The 19137-nt window shown below is 68.6% G+C and carries 18 protein-coding genes; 6 read left to right on the forward strand and 12 right to left on the reverse strand.

Annotation, left to right across the window (positions count from 1 at the left end):
• Positions 1–15: 15 nt before the first annotated feature.
• Genes LVQ62_RS07905 through LVQ62_RS07940 form a run of 8 tightly spaced genes read right to left on the reverse strand, consistent with a single transcriptional unit; the run spans position 16 to position 8062 of the window.
• A complete protein-coding gene (locus LVQ62_RS07905; RefSeq protein WP_179482299.1) occupies positions 16–1101 on the reverse strand; it encodes a glycosyl transferase in 1086 nt (361 codons plus the stop codon).
• Positions 1077–2465, reverse strand: coding sequence for a phenylacetate--CoA ligase family protein (locus LVQ62_RS07910; RefSeq protein ID WP_233767221.1), 1389 nt, complete (start codon positions 2463–2465; stop codon positions 1077–1079). The genes LVQ62_RS07905 and LVQ62_RS07910 overlap by 25 nt, the downstream gene beginning before the upstream one ends.
• Before the next feature lie 2 nt (positions 2466–2467).
• On the reverse strand, positions 2468–3370 hold the full coding sequence (locus tag LVQ62_RS07915; protein ID WP_218883705.1) for a hypothetical protein: 903 nt from the start codon (positions 3368–3370) through the stop codon (positions 2468–2470).
• On the reverse strand, positions 3367–4470 hold the full coding sequence (locus LVQ62_RS07920) for a Gfo/Idh/MocA family protein (RefSeq protein ID WP_233767223.1): 1104 nt from the start codon (positions 4468–4470) through the stop codon (positions 3367–3369). Before LVQ62_RS07920 ends, LVQ62_RS07915 begins: the two co-directional genes overlap by 4 nt.
• Positions 4467–5642 carry a DUF1972 domain-containing protein gene (locus tag LVQ62_RS07925; RefSeq protein WP_179482293.1) on the reverse strand — a complete coding sequence of 392 codons (1176 nt, stop codon included), beginning with the start codon at positions 5640–5642 and terminating at the stop codon, positions 4467–4469. Before LVQ62_RS07925 ends, LVQ62_RS07920 begins: the two co-directional genes overlap by 4 nt.
• On the reverse strand, positions 5639–6832 hold the full coding sequence (locus tag LVQ62_RS07930) for a glycosyltransferase family 4 protein (protein WP_233767226.1): 1194 nt from the start codon (positions 6830–6832) through the stop codon (positions 5639–5641). The genes LVQ62_RS07925 and LVQ62_RS07930 overlap by 4 nt, the downstream gene beginning before the upstream one ends.
• Positions 6829–7596 carry a CDP-alcohol phosphatidyltransferase family protein gene (locus tag LVQ62_RS07935; protein ID WP_233767230.1) on the reverse strand — a complete coding sequence of 256 codons (768 nt, stop codon included), beginning with the start codon at positions 7594–7596 and terminating at the stop codon, positions 6829–6831. Before LVQ62_RS07935 ends, LVQ62_RS07930 begins: the two co-directional genes overlap by 4 nt.
• Positions 7597–7639: 43 nt before the next feature.
• The gene (locus tag LVQ62_RS07940; protein ID WP_179482289.1) at positions 7640–8062 is read right to left on the reverse strand and encodes an adenylyltransferase/cytidyltransferase family protein; all 423 of its coding nucleotides are present in this window, start codon (positions 8060–8062) and stop codon (positions 7640–7642) included.
• A gap of 471 nt (positions 8063–8533) precedes the next feature.
• Here LVQ62_RS07940 and LVQ62_RS07945 point away from each other — a divergent pair, with 471 nt between their 5' ends.
• The 3 genes from LVQ62_RS07945 to LVQ62_RS17505 all read left to right on the forward strand — a co-directional run bounded on the left by LVQ62_RS07945 (position 8534) and on the right by LVQ62_RS17505 (position 12328).
• The gene (locus LVQ62_RS07945; protein ID WP_233767233.1) at positions 8534–9535 is read left to right on the forward strand and encodes a hypothetical protein; all 1002 of its coding nucleotides are present in this window, start codon (positions 8534–8536) and stop codon (positions 9533–9535) included.
• Complete coding sequence (locus tag LVQ62_RS07950) at positions 9535–11079, forward strand: hypothetical protein (protein ID WP_179482285.1); 1545 nt, start codon at positions 9535–9537, stop codon at positions 11077–11079. The genes LVQ62_RS07945 and LVQ62_RS07950 overlap by 1 nt, the downstream gene beginning before the upstream one ends.
• Positions 11080–11365: 286 nt before the next feature.
• Positions 11366–12328 (forward strand): hypothetical protein, encoded by a 963-nt coding sequence (locus tag LVQ62_RS17505; protein ID WP_179482283.1) that lies wholly within the window; start codon positions 11366–11368, stop codon positions 12326–12328.
• Here LVQ62_RS17505 and LVQ62_RS07965 read toward each other — a convergent pair.
• The 3 genes from LVQ62_RS07965 to LVQ62_RS07975 all read right to left on the reverse strand — a co-directional run bounded on the left by LVQ62_RS07965 (position 12318) and on the right by LVQ62_RS07975 (position 15566).
• On the reverse strand, positions 12318–13817 hold the full coding sequence (locus LVQ62_RS07965) for a S10 family peptidase (RefSeq protein ID WP_233767239.1): 1500 nt from the start codon (positions 13815–13817) through the stop codon (positions 12318–12320). The genes LVQ62_RS17505 and LVQ62_RS07965 overlap by 11 nt on opposite strands.
• Positions 13818–13856: 39 nt before the next feature.
• Entirely contained in the window at positions 13857–14288 is a 432-nt protein-coding gene (locus LVQ62_RS07970; protein ID WP_233767241.1) for a hypothetical protein, read from the reverse strand.
• Positions 14289–14393: 105 nt separating this feature from the next.
• A complete protein-coding gene (locus LVQ62_RS07975) occupies positions 14394–15566 on the reverse strand; it encodes an NAD(P)/FAD-dependent oxidoreductase (protein ID WP_233767245.1) in 1173 nt (390 codons plus the stop codon).
• A gap of 114 nt (positions 15567–15680) precedes the next feature.
• Between LVQ62_RS07975 and LVQ62_RS07980 the strand changes: the two genes are divergently transcribed.
• From LVQ62_RS07980 to LVQ62_RS07990, 3 genes are read left to right on the forward strand one after another with little or no spacing between them, the layout of a single operon-like run.
• Complete coding sequence (locus tag LVQ62_RS07980; protein WP_233767249.1) at positions 15681–15929, forward strand: DUF3775 domain-containing protein; 249 nt, start codon at positions 15681–15683, stop codon at positions 15927–15929.
• Between the two features lie 11 nt (positions 15930–15940).
• Entirely contained in the window at positions 15941–16717 is a 777-nt protein-coding gene (locus LVQ62_RS07985) for an exodeoxyribonuclease III (protein ID WP_233767251.1), read from the forward strand.
• Between the two features lie 42 nt (positions 16718–16759).
• Positions 16760–17563, forward strand: a complete 804-nt coding sequence (locus LVQ62_RS07990; protein ID WP_208052890.1) for an HAD-IIA family hydrolase — start codon at positions 16760–16762, stop codon at positions 17561–17563.
• Between the two features lie 2 nt (positions 17564–17565).
• Here LVQ62_RS07990 and LVQ62_RS07995 read toward each other — a convergent pair whose 3' ends face one another.
• Positions 17566–19086, reverse strand: a complete 1521-nt coding sequence (locus LVQ62_RS07995) for a LamG-like jellyroll fold domain-containing protein (RefSeq protein ID WP_233767254.1) — start codon at positions 19084–19086, stop codon at positions 17566–17568.
• Positions 19087–19137: the final 51 nt, after the last annotated feature.

Raw genomic sequence — 19137 nt, forward strand, 5'->3', positions numbered from 1 at the left:
GCTGTTCGGTCGTGCTCATCGCAGGCCCGGGCGCATGGAACGAGGACCCGCGTTGACGATGGATGCGGCGTGACGGTAGGCGTCCTCGTGAAGGGCCGCGGAGAGGTCCCACTCACGGGTCTCCAGCCGTGGGCGACCCTTCGGCGGATTCGCGCGCAGCGCCTCGAGTGCGTCCACCAGGTCCGTACCCGTGAGGTTGCCGGCGTAGAGGTGGACCCAGCCGGCGCCGACCTCCGACTGCAGATCGCGGTTGACCGCGTTATCCTGGATCAGCACGGGACGGTCCAGTGACAGTGCGGCCAGAGCGCTTCCGGAGTTGTGCATCTCCGGATGCGGCAGGACCACCATCTCCGCTTCTGTGATCGCGGTGACGAGGTCGGGGTTCTCCAGGAAGCCGGGGGCGAAGCTAATCCGAGGATCTGTGCTGACCAGTCGTTCCAGGTCCGCGCCGAGCGCCGGCGTCGACGGTTTGCCGGCGACGGTCAGACTCAGGGCGGGATCGGTCGTCTCCTGGAATGCCCGCACGAGACCGTCCACCCCCTTGTACCGCCGGATCATTCCGAAGTAGGCGAAGTGTCCGGTCCGTGCCGTGCTGTGGGGATAACGGTCGTACCACGGGCGGTAGTGGCCATGGGGGATGACATGTCGAGCACGTGCGTGGGGTACCGGGGTGTGCTCGTTGAGGCAGATGCCGAGCACGGTCTGATGCTCGAAGGCGTGCAGCAGCAGGGTTTCTCGACGCGAGATCCCCTGGGGCAGACCGATGTTGTGCACCGTGCGTACGACGGCCGTTCGACGCGCCTTCCACTTGACCAGGAGCAGTGCGAACAGGGCCTGTCGAGCAACCGATCTCAGCGGGGTGCGGCCCTGCAGCATCGCCTCCGGCCAGTGGGCGTGGAAGACCTCATGCCGTCCCAGCAGCGCTTCTCTCCATGAGAAGTACCGGTAGTCGATGGCGTCACGTGCTTCGACACTCTGGGCGAGCAGAATGTTGTAGGGATTGGTGGTCGGGAGCGGTCGGGGCCCGGATTGCAGCACCGTCAACGGTGTCGCGGTCGAGTCCCGCACCAGCTCCGCTACCGCGCGTCGCTGGTCACGCATCTGACTTTCCCACCCGCGTGAGGTATCCGGTCGACGAGCACGACGGCGACCTTCACCTGGTGATCGAGGAGCTCTCGAAGGTTCGACGCGACCACCTGGATGTCGCGCGCGGAGTCGGGCCGGTGCGCCGATACGCATCGCAGCACCACGGAGCGGTCGGAGATCTGATGTATCTGGAACTGTCGGACCGCGCCAGGGTGTCGGCTGAAGATCTGCGCGAGGCCCTCACCCGCCACGACCTGCCCACCGGGCAGACGCAACGCGTCGGTCTGACGCCCGCTGATGGGCTGGATCCGAGGGAGCGTGACACCGCACGCGCACGGGGCGTCGATCGCAGCGGTTCGGTCACCGAGTCGATAACGGATGAGCGGGAACACCCTGTTGTTGAGGTCGGTGACGACGGTGTCACCCACGGTGCCCGCGGCCACGGGGACGCCGGTCTCGTCGAGAAGCTCGAGTTTGCGGACGTCGGCGAAGACGTGCAGTCCCTCATGGGCGGCACACTCACCCGCGATCCAGGGCACCTCCGATGACCGGTAGTGGTCGTAGACGGGTGCGTCGAACGCCTCCGAGATGGTGGCTCGCTGGGGGTCGGTCAGCGGGGCCGCGGTCGTGGCGACTGCTCGCGGCTGATGGACACGGATGTCCCGCGCGAGGAGCTCTGCGGCTACTTCGCTGATCGCACCGGCGTAGCCGATCAACAAGGAAGGCTCGACCGACTGCCATTGCGCGAGGAACTGTCCGATCGTCTCCTCGTTCATCCGGAACGCGTCGAGCTGGAACCGTACGGACGGCCACCAGGACGCCGCGTGGCGGAGTCGATCCTTCTGGGATTTCGTGTGGCGTTGCACGATCGCAATATCCACAGACGGGTCCAAGCCCCACCAGTGGAACAACTGCCACTCCAGGGCCCGCGCCGGCACCCGCACATCACGCAGAATCCGCAGGGGTTCTCCCGTGCTGCCGCCGGTGACGTTCAGCGCCGTGTTCGCGCTGATGGCCTCATCCGTCCGGAAGTCGGCGAAGCGCTCGCGGACGTCCTCCTTGCCGATGGTGGGCAGTTTGCAGAAGGCTGCAGGGTCTCGCAGGTCCCCGATGGAGAATCCTGCGGACCGGTAGAGGTCGCGGTAGAAGCGCGAATGCTGCATGGCGAACGAAGCCTGCGCGATCGCCCGCTGATCCTGCAGCGTTTGCAGCGCCTCCGGATCCATCCGCTCATGCGCCAGATGCTCGCGGTAGGCAGTCCGTGTGGCGCGCAGGACGGTCGCCGCCTTCACGTCGAACGCCGGCCTCTTGAGCGGCTCAGGATGCAGCAGCCCGCGGCCCCGCGCCCGGGACGAAGCGACTGCAGTGCCCGCAGCCATGGTCAGCAGAACTCCGCAACGAGTTCGGCGGTCTGAGCGATGTTCGCCCGACTCGATGCTCCGAAGACGATGGACTCGATCTGCGGCTGGCTGCACACCCACTCCAGGGCCTCACGCGGCGGGATCGCGCCGGACGCGAAGACCGACATCGCGACCGCACGGAACTGCCGGTCGCGCAGTGCGGCCTGGTACTCCTCGATCCCGCCCGACATGCGGAATCCGAGCTTGTTGATGTTCGAGCAGACGATGGGGTTGACCAGGCCGATGTCGTCGAACATGTCCAGCGCGCGCGGCAGGTTCATCGTGATATAGCCGGGTTCGGCGCCGTACCGGGTGCGTACGTGCTCATCGAAGATCGAGAAGGCGTCCTTGAAGTCGAGTCCGAGGAGCAGATCGACGACGACGTTCTGCAGCCAGATCACCGGGGTGCGAACACCGCGGAAGGCTGCCATCTCGGCGTCGACGAGCAGCGTGATGATGCCCTCGACATCCTTGGTCGCGAGTGCGCGGCCACCCCGGAACGCGGCGTTGAACAGACCCTCCTCGGGCAGGAACCGGCGGATGGCCCCGAGCATGCCGTCCTCGGTGACGGCATCGGCGTACTTGTGCGCGTAGGGCATGCACGGGTAGAAGGTGAAGTCCGCGTAGCGCTCGGGGTTTGCGCGCACGTGAGCGCAGATCTCGCCGATCCGGTCGTGCGTGGTGCACATGAAGGTGTCGATGCCTTCGTCACATGCCGCGTCGAGGACCCGGACGATGGAATCGAGGTTCTGGAAGCGCATCGCCTGCTGGCGCGCCTTCTCCTCCGACATGTGGTTCACGCCGAAGAACTGGTTGTCCCCGAAGAGCAGTCGCGGCATCCGGTCGGTCCGGTGGGCGGGCGAAGGGGCGATCTGTGTCGTCATGGCTGCTTCCGGAAGATGCGTCGCTTCATGCGATCGGTGGTCGTTGCTGGAGTCGGTTGCGCAGGGCGCAACTCGCGCAGGGAGGTCCCGACGGCGGCGTCCTGCGAGATCAGCTCGAGGGCACGGTCGGTGACCGCGGCGCTCTGGAACGTGTTGACGCCTTCGACCTTGCCTGCCCGGGCGCGCTGCACGAAGTAGTCCAGTTGCGCGCTGTACTCCTCCCCGCGCAGATAGAACCACGTCGGGTCGGTCAACTCGGTGGTGTACTTGGTGTTCCAGCCGTGTTGATAGCCGGGCGGGGGCTCGACGGTGTCGCGCAGGTAGACCTGGCATTCCTGACGGTCGGCCTGGATGCGGCCGGCCGTACCCCAGATCGTCACCTTCGTGGTCATCTTGCGACAGGACTCGTCCGACCAGTTGACGCTGATCTGGCTGCTCACTCCCTCCTCGAAGTACATGGTCGCGAGCACCTCGTCCTCCGTGTGGTCGGAGAAGACGCGCCGCAGCTGGGAGCCGCCGACGCCGACCGGTGCGCCGAGATACCACGTCAGCAGATCGATCGGGTGCGCCGCGTAGTCGTAGAGGCAGCCGCCGCCCTCGGACTTACGGCTGCGCCAGGTCGACCCCTTCGCCCTGAGGACGACGGGCCCGTACGCCTCCGCCAGTACGTGGGTGACCTGTCCGATCGCTTTGGCGTCGAGGAGATTTCGTACTTCCTGGAACGCTCCGACGAACTTGTTGTGGTAGCCGACCTGGGTCACCAGCCCACGTTCGTCGGCGAGTTCGCCGAGGGCGATGGATTCGGCCGATGTCAGGCAGAGCGGCTTCTCGCAGAACACGTGCAGGTCTCGTTCGAGCGCGGCGCGGACCATCGGCTCGTGCATGCGGGTCGGGGTGGCGATGAGGACCGCGTCCAACTCGACCGTGTCCAGCATGGTCTCGTAGTCGCTGAATCTCTGCATGCCGGTGTACTTCCCGAGGACGTCCAGGAGGTAACCGGCCGAGTCGACGATGCCTGCGACCTCGACATCCGGATGCGCATTGATCATCGACAGGTGGGACAACCCCATCTTGCCGAGTCCGACGACACCGATCTTCATGTTCCTACTCCTGCTCTCGTCCTGGCGGATCTGTCATGGGACGTCGCGAACTGCCGCAGGACGGCCTCGTACTGGCCGGCGACGTGCTCCCAGGTGAATTCACGGGCGTGTCGCGCTCGGCTCGCCGCCGACAGCGACTCGCGCAGGTCGGCTGAGTCGAGCAGCTCGGTGATGCAGCTGCTCGCCGACTCGACGTCGTCGAAGTAGAGCGCACCGTCGCCTGCTACCCAACGGTTGTACGGATTGTCGTGCGCCACAACGGGATTGCCCACCGCCATGGCCTCGACCAACGACGGGTTCGTGCCACCGACCGTGTGGCCGTGCAGGTAGATCGCGCTGTGCAGGCGAAGCGCCGCGACCTGCGCCGGCTCGTAGATCGCACCGACGAAGCGCACCTCGTCGCTCGCCGCGTCCATCACGGCTCGGTGGTAGGGATCGGTGTCGGGTGTGTAGTTGCCGAAGATCGCCAACTGATGTCCGCGGGACTTCGCCGAGAACGCCTGCACCAGCTCGAGGATCGAGTTCTCCGGGATCGGGCGGCAGATCAACGTGAGGTAGTTGCCGGGCGTCAGCCCCATGTCGAGCACGGGCTCGGTCGATGCCTCGCTGACGCGGTGGGCGCCGTAGGTGATTGTCGAGATCTTGCGTGCCGGTGCCTTGCGCTCGAGGTAATCGTTGATGCAGGGGTGGTCGGCGATGAGGTGATCGCCCACGGCGCACGCGATGCGCTCGTTCGTGTAGAGAATCGCCTGGCGCAACTTCCCCCACCGGGCGCGGGACCACTCGATGCCGTCCATGTTGATGACGTTGGGGATGCCACGAATCCGTTGCAGCACGTTGAAGATCGCGGTGTTGTACCCGAACGTCAGACACACGTCACGATGGCGTGCCGCGTGCCTCACGGTGATCCAGTCGAAGGTCGAGGTGCCGAGCCATCCGTCGCGGTCGACCGGCACGATGACGCGTTCGATGCCGCGCCAGACGTCCTCCCGCATCGGGCCGACACCCTGCTCCTGGCAGTAGACGACCACCCGCCACCCGTGGGCGTGGAGGTAGAGCGCTACGTTCTCGGCCGCGGTCTCGAATCCGCCGTACGCGGCGGGGATTCCATGCGTCCCCAGAATTCGGACCGTCGGCGGCGATACCGCTCCGGCTGCTGTCGTGTGACTCATGCGCCACGCACGACCTCTCGTGGTCGGGTGGACGCAACGTGCCTGTGCGCTCGGCGGCGATCACGGCACAGGCCCCCGATGAGGTCGGCAACCTCGGTGCCGTAGCGGTCGACCGTGAACCGGTCGAGAGCGCGGACCCTCGCCCTCTCGGCCAGGGACGTCGCCAAACCCGGGTCATCCATCAGGCGAGCCGCTGAGGCAGCCATCGCATCGGCCTGCCCTGGGGGGACCAACAGGCCCGTCGCCTCGTGGTGAATAGTTTCGAGGTGTCCCATCGCGGCGGCGGCGATGACCGGCCGGCACGCGAATTGCGCTTCGACCACGGCGTTTCCGAAGGGTTCGCGCAGGGACGGCGCGAGGACGGCGTGCGATCGGGCGAGTGCCGGCCAGACGGGTGAGACGTATCCGGAGAAGGTCACCGAGCCTGCGAGGTCGTCGTCCTCGGCGCGGGCGCGGAGCTCCTCCTCGTACCACTCGTACCCGGCGAACGGCGTCCCGCAGACTTCCAGGCGGACGTCGCGTCCGGCGCGACGCAATTGAGCCACAGCCTCCAGTGCGATGTGAGGCGCCTTGCGCGGCGACAGGCGCCCGATGACGACCAGCCGGAACGGCCGTGGTTCCGGTGCGGCGGTGGGCTCGGCGGATGGCTGGGGGACACCGTTGTAGATCAGGTGTGTCCGTCGCTTCAGCGCCGGCACGTCGCGAACGGTCGCATCCACCACCGACGGACTGATGGCGATGAGCGAATTGGCAGCGAGCAATGGTGTGTTTAGTGCGACTCTGATCGCTCGGCGATCCTCCGCCTCCGCTTCGTGCACGTGGCAGACCACACCGATTCGGCCGGATCGCGCCGCGGTGATCCACCAGGGGATGGTGACTGTGTTCACGTAGACGGCGTCGGGAGCAACGGACTTCAAGAGGCGCCGCATGCCCGGCAGCGACCGCGCGGCGTCGACGCCCAGAGCAAGTATCCCGGCGGCGGACATGTTCGATCGGCGCACCACGGGGAAGGAAAGGAACTCGACCTCCGCACCGCGCGCGGTGAGGAGGGGCACCAACGGTCCGTCGCCGGGGATGGCCACGACCACTCGCCAGCCTCGGCCGCGCATCGCCGAGACGGTCTGGAGCATCTGCAGGTCCGAGCCGTAGACATCCGCGGACGGGTTCGCGATGAGCAGGGTCGGGGTCATGCGGTGACGCCGGTGGTCGGGGGGTGCGACAACGCGCGGAACCACTTGGCCAGGCCGGCTGCCAGATACGCGATGTTGGCAACCAGCAGGAGTCCGTACACCCAGAGGAACAGCTGGTGCTGCCCGATGAGGACGAAGGTCAGCAGCAGCACGCCGTAGTCGGTGGGTGCGACGAGCAGACTGCGCAGGACGGGTGCCGCAGCATCCTTCGCCGGCGCGGTGCCCCGCACTCGATGCAGCTGGTCGTTGAGGATGATCACGAAGAACAGCACGCTGGCGACCCAGGTCCACACCAACGGGACGAGCAGCTCGCGGGCAGAGTCGCCGGCGCGATAGAAGGACACGAGTACCGCGAGGTGCAGCGCGCAGATCTTCCCGCTGTCGACCACGTGGTCCAGCCATTCGCCGGCGGGCGAGCCGCCGCCGCGGAGCCGGGCCAGCTGGCCGTCGGCGGAGTCGAACGCGTACCCGATGGCCAGGCACAGGGTCACGACGATGCCGAGAGCCGTTGTCGGTGAACCGAACACGAGCAATGCGATACCCGCCAGCGACCACCCCGCGCTGATCAGCGTGACGGCATTGGGCGTGAGGTGGCAGTGGTAGGCGACCGCGGCGATCAGGCGGCCCGCCTTGCGGTTGATGAACCGGGAGTAGGCCGGCGCACCCTTGGAGGTCTTCTGCGCACCGGAGAGCCGCTGGATCGTCTGGCGCAGGGTTTCGTCGGGTGTGTGGCTGGTCACCGGGCTGCGCTGTGCGACGGACACTCAGCTCGCCCCGCCCGGTGTGACCGAGATGCTCGCCGCTGCCTCACGACGCGGCATGGTGCAACGCCTCCCGCAGCAACGTGCTCGATGTGTGGATCGTGTACGGCAGGTAGCACACGGTTACTCCGACCGCGGCGAAATCCTGCTCGAGCCGGTCGCCCTTCGCGGTACCGCGCCAGTCGTCCCCCTTGAAGATGACGTCGAACGGATGCTCGCGCCAGGTGTCCAACTTGCGCGGGACGGTCTCGATGATCGCCTCGTCGACGAAGACGATGTGCTGGATGATCTCCAGCCGTTCTGATGTCGGGACGACCGGGGTCCGCCCCTTGGCCCGCTCGGCCATCTCGTCGGAGACGACTCCCGCGATCAAGTAGTCACACCGCTCGCGGGCTCGCCGCAGGATGTTGAGGTGGCCGACATGGAAGAGGTCGTACACCCCTGGCGCATAGCCAACGCAACCCCTCACGCCGACTCCTCTCATAGGTCTCCCGTCCTGTGCCGGGTGGCCGTGTGGCGAGCAGACTAGGGAGCCTTGCAATACGGCGCCGAGCTGTTGCGAGCGCGAAAGAAGCCCTGCAAAAAATCGGCAATACCCCCACCTCTTGGACAGGAGGGGGTCATCATCTCCTTGGGATTGTCCAGCAGGCCTCACGGACATGTGTCGGCCCGCTGACCTGCGGTAACACACACTTCACGCTGTTCACCAGCGGTAAGTAGCAGTCAACGAAAGGTAAATAAAACGTAAACGCTTGACCAGGAAAAGGTAAGGGCTTACGTTCGCAGCCAATCAAGACCTGAAGAAGCCGAGCCAACTGGGGGCGGCGATCTTCCTCTCATAAAACGCACCGGTCTCCGAAGGTCGGTGCGCCAGATCAGTGCGCCACGACCACATGGGCCGCGGCGCTATTCCCTTTCGGGACCTTCCAAGGGGCACGCATTGTCAGAGCATCAGCCGCACGCGAATTACGGGCGGGAGACTCCGCAGTTCACGGCCGAACGGCGCCGCATCCTCGTCACGGGCGCCGAGGGCGCTGCCGGACATGTCCTGGTGGAGCAACTGGCCACCCGAGGCCTGCAGGTGCACTGCGCCGACAGCCGGCCGATGTGCCTCCCGTCAGCGGTGTGCCACCTCATGCCCGAGCCGACGAACCCCGGCTTCCTGCCCGCTCTGGCCCGGATCGTGCAGCGCTACGGCATCGACCTCGTCATACCCGCGAGCAGTGACGCCCTACCGGCGATCTCGGTCGGTCGACTCTCACTCGGCGTCGATGTCGTCGTCCCGGGGCCCGGGCCCACCGGTACGGCGCACGACCGGTTGCTGACCGCGTGGAGCCTGCGGTCACATGGAGTGGGGGTCCCCGATTTCGGCGTCCCGAGCGACTTCGCCGACGCCGAGGACGCGCTGGACGCGATGGGCGGTCAGCTGACGCTGCGCTCCCGTTGGGCCAGCGGAGCGCAAGCGGCGACGGTCCTCAACGGCTCGGACGACGTGGACTGGTCGGCCATGAGCGATGACTGGTTCGTGCAACGGTTCGTCCCCGGACCGGCATACTCCGTCGTCCTCTATCGGCCGCTGGATGGCAAGGGCCGGCTCTCGACGGTGTTGGAGGAGTCCGTCCGGGACGACACGGAGGCCACGATGACCCTGGTCGGGGACGATCACGCCGTCGGGGTGGAGGGAGTCGCACGGGCCGCGGTCCGCGCTCTCGGCCTGACCGGCCCCCTCGAGGTGGGAGTCCGGCGCGGCGCGGACGGACTGCCGATGGTGCTCGATGTGCAGGCGTGCTTCGGGCCGCACAGTGGCCTGAACCCGGAGATGCTCGACGCGGTCCTGCGGGATCACCCCGCGCCGCCGTCGTCCGGCGTACGCCGGCACGGGAATGCTCCGGGTGCGCCCGTCGAGCTACGTAGTCGCACGGCTCGGGTCGAGGGGGCGTGATGAGCTGGGTTCCCGGGCGTGGCCGTCCGGTCGCCATGCCGTATGACCGAACACCGCTGCGTGGGCGCAGCGTCGACCCGCAGGCGCGCATCGCGTGGCTGCTGCGGCTCAGCAGGCTCGCGACGGTGCCGGGCCCGGCAGGGAAGTTCCTGGAGATGCTTCGAGCGCAGGGTTGTCACCTGGGCCCCAGCACCCTGTGCCGTTACGAAACCGGTGCCGAACGAGTCCCGCTCTCGGTGGTCCGCGCCTACGAAGCGGCGTTGAGCCTGCCTGCCGGACATCTTGTCGGGGTCATCTGTGGCATCGACCGGATGTTCGGTCCGGCGATCGCACCGGAAGCGCATGCACCGATGTCGCGCGTGCAGCTCGGCGCTGCCCTCGGCGACTGGGAGACCAGGGTGCCCGCCGGCGCCATGCTCGGGACCGACTGGATGCAGGTGGCCGACGTCATCACGCGACCGACCGGGCCGGTGCTCCCGCCGTCGGTGCTGAACAGTTGGGTGGATCAACTGTTGTCCGAGGCAATGCGATCGGTGCACCACGCATCGACGACTCGACTGCACACAGTGGGGTCGCTGCTGGCCGATGGTGACGCGAGCCGGATTCTGCTCGACTCGGTCGAGCGCGTCTCCTCCGAGCAGGGAGCCCGTGGTTCCGCCCGGGTCGTGGCCGTCCTCGGCACCAGTGCCGACCCTGCCGTGCTCCGCTGGCTGGTGGGCCTCTTCGAGCGGTCCGAGGGCGAGCAGCAGTGGGGTGCGGCATACGGTCTGCTCAACTCGATCTGCCGCGGCACGCTCCCCGGGGACCTGGTCCCCGACCTCAGTCGCGCGATCATCCATGCCGCGAGCGATGGGATGGATCGCGGCCGACCCGCGTTCATGCTCGCGCAGCGTCTGTCGGCGACCCTCACCCAGCAGGTCGTGGCCAGGCTGGGGCGCTACCCGGCACCGACCGCCGCGGGTGCTCGGGTGCAGAGCCCGGCCGCCCTCAGCAGCTACCGGCTTGCCGCACTGCGGGAGTCGGGGCTGGACGACCCGATGTTGGATCGTCTCCTGCGCGAGGCGCTGTCGCCCGATTTCGTGGAACGCCAGGAGCATTCGCTGTTGATGCTGGCAGCCAGTCCCTATCGGGACGTCCTGGCCGACGTTGCCGTGCAGCAGATGGTCGACCCGGCCGAGCCGTATGCGGCGCAAGCGGCGGCACACGTGCTCACCTACCTTGCACGCCCCGGGCAGCAGCAGCAACTGGTCGAGCTCATGGTGACCTCTGGCGAGCGGTTCGCGCTGCTCCAGGCCCTCGCCCACGCCGGGTGCGTACCCGACGAGGTCGACCTGGCAGGCCTGGCGGACGACCCGGTGCTGGCACCGGCGGCAGTGTTCGCCGCGGGGATGAGCAACCATCCCGATCTGCAATGGTTCCGCACCAATCCGAGCATCGCCGGCAGCGAAGTGCAGTACATGGCCGAGTGGTGGGGGCGCACAGGACCCGCCATCACCGACGTCACGCCGACCCCGGGCAGCGGCCACCTTGGTCTGGCCGGGTGATCACGTGCCGGCCGGGTCCGTGGTCCATCCGGCTGGACCCGACGGCTGCGCATGGTGACCGGTTTCCTCGGGCGAGAGCGCCTCGGCGGTGACTGCTCGATGAACGCTCGACTCGCGGACGCCTAAGAGCCCGATTGGACTGGCATTGGTATATTTTTGGTCTGGTCGCGGTCAAGAGATGCGGCGTTGCGATCTGAACATCAGCAGAATCCGCACTGAAAAAAATTCTTTGTGGTAAAGAGAAAGTTCTAGGAATTACGGGATGAGTACGCAGGAGCCGACTCGTATGAAGCGCACGGGCCCGTCCCGGCGCGTCATCGCCGGGCACATCGCGTGGACGGTGCCGGTCATCGCCATCGGCGCTGCCGCACCCGCCGAGGCTGCAAGTCCGCCCGTCACCCTGACCCCCGCTGTGGGCTCGACCCAGTATTCGATCCCAGCGGGCACGACGAAATTGACGTACACGATCGTCGGCGCTGGTGGGGCCAACGCTAGTACGGCGGTGACCGGTGGTTCGGGGGCGACCATCTCGGGGACGATCACCCTGCCCGGTACCGCCACGACGATCACGGTGGTGGTCGGCGGTGTCGGTGGTGCCGCGGGTGTGGGCACGGGCGGTGCGGGGTACGGCAACGGCGGATCGACGTCGGCCGACCTCGGCCGCGGTGGTGGAGGCGGCACGGCGATCCTGGACTCCACCGGCAAGCCGTTCGTCGTCGCCGGTGGGGGCGGTGGCGCGGTGGCGGCATCCTCCAGTGGCTACAACGCAAGCGGCACCGCCGGTGGTAGCGCCACACCGAACCCCAACGCAGGTGGAACGGTCACCTTGACCCCGACCGCCGGTGGCACCGCCCTCACCGCGGTCGGCGGAGCGGCTCCGAGTGGCGCCACGGGTGGGGCCGGCGGAAACGGTGCCACCGGCACGGGAAGCCCCACCACTCGCTACAACGGCAACGCGGGTGGCAACAACGGCACCGGTGCGAACGGCGGCGGAAACGGCGGCACGGGTGTGACGATCCCGACATCAGCCTCCGGCGGCACGCGCGTCGTGGGCACAGGTGGTGGTGGCGGCGGATACGCCGGTGGCGGTAGCGGAGCCGGTGGCGCGGTGACCGGCACCAACTACGCCGCGTACGGCGGCGCCGGCGCTTCGGGCAGCAGCTACACAGCCGGCGCGGGCAACACGGTCACCAGCAGCGGCAGCGCGAACAACGCCGCTCAGAACGGGTCGGCCACCATCACCTACTGATTCGCGGGCCCCCGGAGGCCGAGCGGACGAACGCCGCCAGGTCGCGGCTCTGTTGCTCGCGGCTCGGCTGGTGGACGTACATCATGTGCCCGGCGTCGTAGAAGTGATGCTCGATGTTGTCCAGCCGTGACTGCGGCAACCGCAGGTGGGCGACCGTCTGCTGCGCGGCGTAGTAGGGCGTCGCTCCGTCGTAGTAGCCGTAGGCGATCTGCACGCGCAGGTGCTCGTTGGCGCGCATCGCCCGCTCCAGCCGGTCGGCGACGTAGACGGAGCGGCCCTCGAACTCCTTGTAGCTCCAGTCCTCCAGCACTCCCTTACCGAAGACGCTGAAGGGCGCGTCGTCGGTGTTGCGCAGCTCGGTGTGCGAATACTCCTGGTACGCCGCGGCGTACGGGCCCACGATCGCGTCCATCGACGGGTCGGCGTCCATGTGCTCGGCGATGCCGGAGGCGGCCGGACCCGTGAAGCGTGAGTCCAGCCGGCCCACGGTCAGGCCCTGGTCGCGCAGCAGCTCACCGAAGTAGCGCCAGTGCTCGATCCGCAGGTCGGCCCGGTCGACGTACCCCTCGGACAGACCGGTGAGGGTGGCGATCCGGCGTACGGCGTCAGCCCGTTCGTCGGCGGTGAGCCGGTTGCCGCGGGAGAGCGCCCACGGGTAGTCGCGGGCTGCGTACTCCTCGGCCTCGGTGAGCACGTCCTGCAACGAGCGGCCCGGGTGCTTGCCGTGTCGGTGCGCGGTGGCGGCGTAGAACGGCAGGTACATCACGTGGCCGCGGTCGTCGTGCCCGTCGAACTCGGCGGTGCCGAAGTCGAGCACGCTGGAGATGAGCATCAGACCGTTGAGGTACATGCCCATCTCGTCCTGCAGCAGCTGCGCGAGCCCGGCCGCACGGGTGGTGCCGTAGGACTCGCCCGCCAGGAACTTCGGCGACATCCAGCGGCCCTCCTTGGTGACCCACCGACGGATCACCTCGGCCACGGTCTCCAGGTCGCGCTTGAACGCGTGGAAGTCCTTGGGCTTGCCACCCTCGACCACCCGGGAGCGACCGGTCGAGACGGGATCGATGAAGACCAGGTCGCTGTCGATCAGCAGCGTCTCGGTGTTGTCGGCGAGGTCGTAGGGCGGCGCTGCCAGCTCACCGACGTCGCCCATCACGACGCGTCGCGGTCCGAGTAGTCCCATGTGGAGCCAGAGGCTGGAGCTGCCGGGGCCGCCGTTGAACGCGAAGGTGACCGGCCGGGTGTGCGGGTCGGCGTCGTCGAGGGTGTACGCCGTGATCCCCACCTGGGCGCGGGCCACGTGCCCCTTCCACACGCCGTCCTCCACGGACTCCTCGCGCAGCACGACCCGCCCGGTCGTGGCCGTGTAGTGCAACGGTCCGCCGGGCAGGTCGAGGGTGTGACTGGTGTGGGTGAGGTGATCGCCCGGATCCGCCGCAGGTGTAGGCGAACTCGTCGGGGCGGTGTCGGCTTTGTCGGCGTCGGCCATCTCCGCAGCGTACGACGCCGGGCGGTCGTCAGGCGGTCGTCAGGCGGTCTCGCGTGCCGCGCGGTGTGCCTGGTGCTCTGCGCGCCACGCGCGAAGGAAGAGGAATCCGGTGGCCAGGCCGATGATCAGGCCCGCGAGGCCGCGGCCGGTGGCGATGACGCCCTGCCCGCTGTGGAAGACGCCGGCGCAGATGACCACGAGCACTAGGGCGACAATCGCGATCAGCCACGACGGGGTCGAGATCGTGCGGGGGACCACGAACGCGAGCAGGTTGCCGATCACCCATCCGACGAACGGCGCGATCAGCGTGGCCGTGAGGAAGGAGTCGGAGTTGACCGACAGGAAGGTGGCGCTGAGCAGCAGCAGGATGACGATGAACACCACGTCGGCGCCCGCCCAGAGCAGTGCCTCCTGGCGCGCGTTCAGGTCCGAGCTGGGGGCGGCCTTGGGTTCGGGCGAAACGTGAGTCATGCGGCGTTCTCCTCGATCACGAGCGGGGCACGCCATCACGGTGGCGCGGTTCGCCTGAGGTTACTGCAAAGTAGCGCGACGTGGCGGCACGTCGAGACGCGCGTGCTAGAGCCGTCCGGGCAGGATCCCGTGCCAGTAGAGCTGCGGCTGCAGATAGCGATCGAAGGCGAGCGTCCAGGGTCGTGGCCGGGCCAGGTCGCGCAGCCCGAACATCGGCTGCAGCCCGCCGTCGCGGTCGAACTCCGCCAGTAGCAGGTGCGACCTCGAGGTGGTGATGGGGGCGACGGAGTACCCGTCGTACTCGTGCAGCGGCTGCCCCATCCGGGCTGCGGCGATGTTGTACGCGACCACGGGCACCTGCTTGCGCAGAGCCCCGCCGGACTTGCTGGAGTGGGTGTCGGCCGCATCGCCCAGTCCCCAGACGCGGCGGTGGCGCGGGTGCTGCAGGGTGCGTTCGTCGACGGTGACGAAGCTGCCGGTGCCGTCGCTCAGACCGGCAGCGGCGATCCACTCGGGAGCACGGTGCTCGGGGGTGAGGTGCAGTAGGTCGTAGTGCAGCTCGCCAGCCGTCGTCTCCAGGGTCTGGTCCTCCGCGCGGATCGCGCGCACGGAGGTGCCGGTGCGCACCTGCACGCCGTACCGCTGGACCGCCCGCTCCAGCCGGCGGTCGATCTGCGGGATGCCGAACATGGTCGGCGACTCCACGAGCGCCACTACCTCGATGCGGTCCAGCACCCCGGTGCGCCGCCAGTGGTCGCACGCCAGGAAGAGGGGTTTGTAGGCGACCCCGCCGCACGGCACCGGCCGGTCGGGGACGGTGAAGACCGCGGTGCCGGAGCGCAGCCCGCGGATGAGCTCCCAGGTCTTCGGCGCCAGCTCCGGCAGGTAGTTGGTCGAGCCGTGCGCCTCGTCCATCGCGTCGCGCGAGCCCGGGAGCGCGTCCCAGTCGGGGCGGGCGCCGGGGCAGAGGACCAGGTCGCCGTACGCGATGCGGGTCCCGTCGGTCGTGGTGAGGTGGCCGGCGTCGGGATCGACCGAGGCGACGGCCTGGGTGTGCCAGGTGCAGCCGTCCGGGACGAGGGCGCTGCGGGGCCTGCGCGTCTGGGCCGTGGTGGCCATCCCCGCGCCGACGTAGGAGAGCAGCGGCTGGTAGACGTGGGTCCGGCTCGGGTCGAGCAGCGCCACGTCGCGGGCGCCGAGGCGCAACAGTTGGGCGGCCAGGGCGGTGCCGGCGTTGCCGGCCCCGACGATGACGACGTCGTGCGAGATCTCCTGCACCGTCTGCTCCTTCCGCGGGGCCGCGCCGGCGTGAGAGCTGTCGGCGTCCTTCACTACTGTCGCCGTACGTCCGCGCTCGGCGCGCGGCGCCCCCGGCGAAGGAGAGTCACGACCATGAGCGAGCACACCTCCGAAGAGCTCGACGCGGCACGCGAGGCCGCGCAGCAGGCGGTCGACACCGCCACGTCCTGGGACTACAGCGCGGGCGAGGCGAAGATCGCCGACAAGCTGCGCGAGGGTCTGGACGCGGCCGGCGTGACGCTGGAGCAGGACGAGTTCGACGGGCTGGTCGGTGAGATCGACGCGCTGGCTCAGGACGAGAACGCCGGCACGCCCACTGTGCGCGCGGCCCAGCCTCGCTGAGCGCCGCACTCTTGCGCCTGATCTCTGCCAACGTCAACGGCGTTCGCGCCGCTCACCGCCGCGGCGGCGTGGCGTGGATCGCCGAGCAGCAGCCGGACGTCGTCGCGTTGCAGGAGGTGCGCGCCACTGACGCTCAGCTGCGCGCGGTGCTGGACGACGTGGGGATGGGCGACTGGTCGGTCGCGCACACCGAGGCGGCGGATGCCGGTCGCGCAGGGGTGGCGATCCTCGCACCGGTTCCGCTGACCGACGTGCGGGTCGGACTGCCCGGTTTCGAGCAGGCCGGCCGGTGGGTGCAGGCGCGCGTCGGTGACGTGACGGTGGCCTCGACCTACGTGCACACCGGTGAGGCGGGCGGTCCCCGCGAGGAGGAGAAGCTGGCCTTCCTGGACCGCATCGGTGAGCGGATGAGCGAGCTGGTGGCCGAGAAGGCAGTGCTGACAGGGGATCTCAACATCTGCCACACCGCGCTCGACCTGCGCAACGTGAAGGGCAACGTCGGCAAGTCGGGGTATCTGCCGCAGGAGCAGGCGCACCTCGACCGGTGGGCGGCGGCCGGGTGGCGGGACGTCGTACGCGCGGACGCCGGCGCCGTGGACGGGCCGTACACGTGGTGGTCCTGGCGCGGCAAGGCGTTCGACAACGACACCGGCTGGCGCATCGACTACCAGTGGGCTTCGCCGGTGATGGCCGCCGCGGTGACGGGGGTGCAGGTGGGGCGCGCGCCGTCGTACGCCGAGCGGTGGAGCGACCACGCGGCAGTCGTCGTCGACTACGGCACGGGGTGAGATCGGCGCCCGATGCCGGTGCGGTGCTGGAAGAATGCGGCCATGACCAACAGGAGACCGGTCGAGTGCTGGCTGACCGACATGGACGGGGTGCTCGTCCACGAGGAGCACGCGCTGCCCGGGGCTCCTGAGTTCCTGGCGAAGCTGCAGGCGAGCGGGCGCCGCTTCATGGTGCTGACGAACAACTCGATCTACACCCGGCGCGATCTGCGGGCACGGCTCCTGGCCAGCGGGATCGACCTGCCCGAGGAGGCGATCTGGACCTCGGCGCTCGCGACCGCGCAGTACCTGCAGGACCAGCGGGCCGGCGGATCGGCGTACGTGCTGGGGGAGTCCGGGCTGACGACCGCCCTGCACGAGGTCGGCTACATCATGTCCCAGCGCGACCCGGATTACGTGGTGCTGGGGGAGACCCGCACCTACTCGTTCGAGACCATCACCCGTGCGATCCGCTTGATCGACAACGGTGCCCGCTTCATCGCCACCAACCCCGACGCCACCGGACCGTCGGCGGAGGGCTCGCTGCCGGCGACCGGCGCGATCGCCGCGCTCATCACCAAGGCGACCGGCGTCGACCCGTACTACATCGGCAAGCCGAACCCGCTGATGATGCGCAGCGCGCTCAACCAGATCGACGCGCACTCTGAGACGACGGTGATGATCGGCGACCGGATGGACACCGACATCCGCAGCGGTCTGGAGGCGGGGATGCGCTCGATCCTGGTGCTGAGCGGCTCGACGCGCGCCGAGCAGGTGGGTCGCTATCCGTACGTGCCGACCTGGGTGAAGGACGGCATCCACGACGTGGTGCCGATGATCGACGAGCTCGCTCCGGGTGAGGGCTGAGGTCAGGATGCCGCGTCGTAGTGGTCGGAGACCTGGGTCGCGGTGAGCGCGCTGTTGTAGATGGCGGCGTCGTAGAGGCTGGCGCCGATGAAGTCGCTGGTGGGTGCGGCCGGGAAGCCCTGCAGCTCGTTCTCGCCGACCCGGAAGTATCCGGCGTAGTTGCGGCCGGCGGTGATGCTCGAGTCGCTGTCGACCAGGTCACCGTCGAGGTAGAGACGCATCCCGTTGGTGGACAACGACGCTGTCGCGAGGTGCCATGCACCGTCGTTCACCCGCTGTGCACTGTTGACGTAGGCGACTCGGCCGGGGTTCACGCCGAAGACGAGTTGGCCGTAGTTGGTGATGTAGAGGACCCGGTCCCAGTACGAGGTCGGATCCCCGGTCCGCGTGTCGGAGAAGCCCATCAGCGCTCCGCCGCGCGTGGTGCTGGTCTTGAACCAGACCTCGAGGGTGAAGTTGTTGGGACTGGTGAGCTTCGTCGGCGTGGACACGTAGCCAGAGCTGCCGTTCAGCGTCGTCGCTCGCGCACTGTCGCACGGACCGGCGGTGGTGCCCGTCGTCCCACCGGTGCGGCTCGGCGTGTAGGTGCCGTTGCGTCCGCCACCCGAGGCGTCTGTCGCGGTGTTCCCGCTCTGTTCGCCGAGGGGGTAGAAGAAGTAGGGATCGGCCGCCTGGACGGCGCTGCCGCAACTGAAGTAGTCGGCCGCCGACCACGTGTCGGGCGAGTTGCTCGTCTTTGCGGTGAACGCGCTCGAGGCCTGCGCGGGCAGCGCGACGCAGGCGGAGATGGCGCAGATGCTGAGGCCGACGAGCACGAGCCGGCCGCGACGCCGCGGCGCGGCGGGAGCGGACGCGTGTCGCGCGGCGTACCCCGCAGGTGTCGTCGCGCGGGGGCTGTCGAGGTGGGACGGGACGGCAGAGGCGAGCGCGGTCGAGGGAGCGAATCCATCCCCCTCGACGTCGTCGTCCTCGTCCTCCGGGCGGAAGACGAACGCCGCTGAGACCAGGACGAGGAGTGCGCCCAGGATCGGGAGTAGGGCAGCGCCCTGGTGGGTGCGCAGGAGGAAGACCGGCTTGCCGATCCAGGGCGAGCGCAACGATGCGACGCCGTGGACCGCGCTCCGGGAGATCGGGGTGGAGTCGTCGGTGCGGTTCGCGTCACCGCGCAGCGTGAGGCGCCCGTCCGGGCGTACGGCGACGAGCCGGTGCATCCGCAGTCGCCCTGCGTGGTCGGGGTCGTCGGCCAGGAGCACCTGGCCGATCCGCACGTCCTGCGGCGCGATCGGGCGAGAGGCGACGATGTCACCGGTTTGCAGTTGCGGCGCCATCGAGTTGCTCATGACGACGGTGCTGTGCCAGCCGATCGCGACCGGCACCACAGACCACAGCAGCAGGCTGGCGAGCATCGCCAGTGCCGCGCGCGCGAGAGCAGTGATCACGAGGGCGCCCCAACCGCCGCGCCACGTCGAGCCGGGGGTGGCGTGCACCCGAGGCTCGGTGGGGCGGACGACTGCAACGGGCACGGGCGGGCTCCTCGACGGTTCGGACGGTTCTCCGGTGGCAGCAGCGGGGGT

The organism is Allobranchiibius sp. GilTou73 (genome assembly GCF_021391335.1).
Lineage (GTDB): Bacteria > Actinomycetota > Actinomycetes > Actinomycetales > Dermatophilaceae > Allobranchiibius > Allobranchiibius huperziae.

Coding starts and splice junctions, on each gene's coding strand:
- LVQ62_RS07905 (WP_179482299.1), bottom strand. CDS start 1,101: ATGCGTGACCAGCGACGCGCGGTAGCGGAGCTGGTGCGGGACTCGACC.
- LVQ62_RS07910 (WP_233767221.1), bottom strand. CDS start 2,465: ATGGCTGCGGGCACTGCAGTCGCTTCGTCCCGGGCGCGGGGCCGCGGG.
- LVQ62_RS07915 (WP_218883705.1), bottom strand. CDS start 3,370: ATGACGACACAGATCGCCCCTTCGCCCGCCCACCGGACCGACCGGATG.
- LVQ62_RS07920 (WP_233767223.1), bottom strand. CDS start 4,470: ATGAAGATCGGTGTCGTCGGACTCGGCAAGATGGGGTTGTCCCACCTG.
- LVQ62_RS07925 (WP_179482293.1), bottom strand. CDS start 5,642: ATGAGTCACACGACAGCAGCCGGAGCGGTATCGCCGCCGACGGTCCGA.
- LVQ62_RS07930 (WP_233767226.1), bottom strand. CDS start 6,832: ATGACCCCGACCCTGCTCATCGCGAACCCGTCCGCGGATGTCTACGGC.
- LVQ62_RS07950 (WP_179482285.1), top strand. CDS start 9,535: ATGAGCTGGGTTCCCGGGCGTGGCCGTCCGGTCGCCATGCCGTATGAC.
- LVQ62_RS17505 (WP_179482283.1), top strand. CDS start 11,366: ATGAAGCGCACGGGCCCGTCCCGGCGCGTCATCGCCGGGCACATCGCG.
- LVQ62_RS07965 (WP_233767239.1), bottom strand. CDS start 13,817: ATGGCCGACGCCGACAAAGCCGACACCGCCCCGACGAGTTCGCCTACA.
- LVQ62_RS07970 (WP_233767241.1), bottom strand. CDS start 14,288: ATGACTCACGTTTCGCCCGAACCCAAGGCCGCCCCCAGCTCGGACCTG.
- LVQ62_RS07980 (WP_233767249.1), top strand. CDS start 15,681: ATGAGCGAGCACACCTCCGAAGAGCTCGACGCGGCACGCGAGGCCGCG.
- LVQ62_RS07990 (WP_208052890.1), top strand. CDS start 16,760: ATGACCAACAGGAGACCGGTCGAGTGCTGGCTGACCGACATGGACGGG.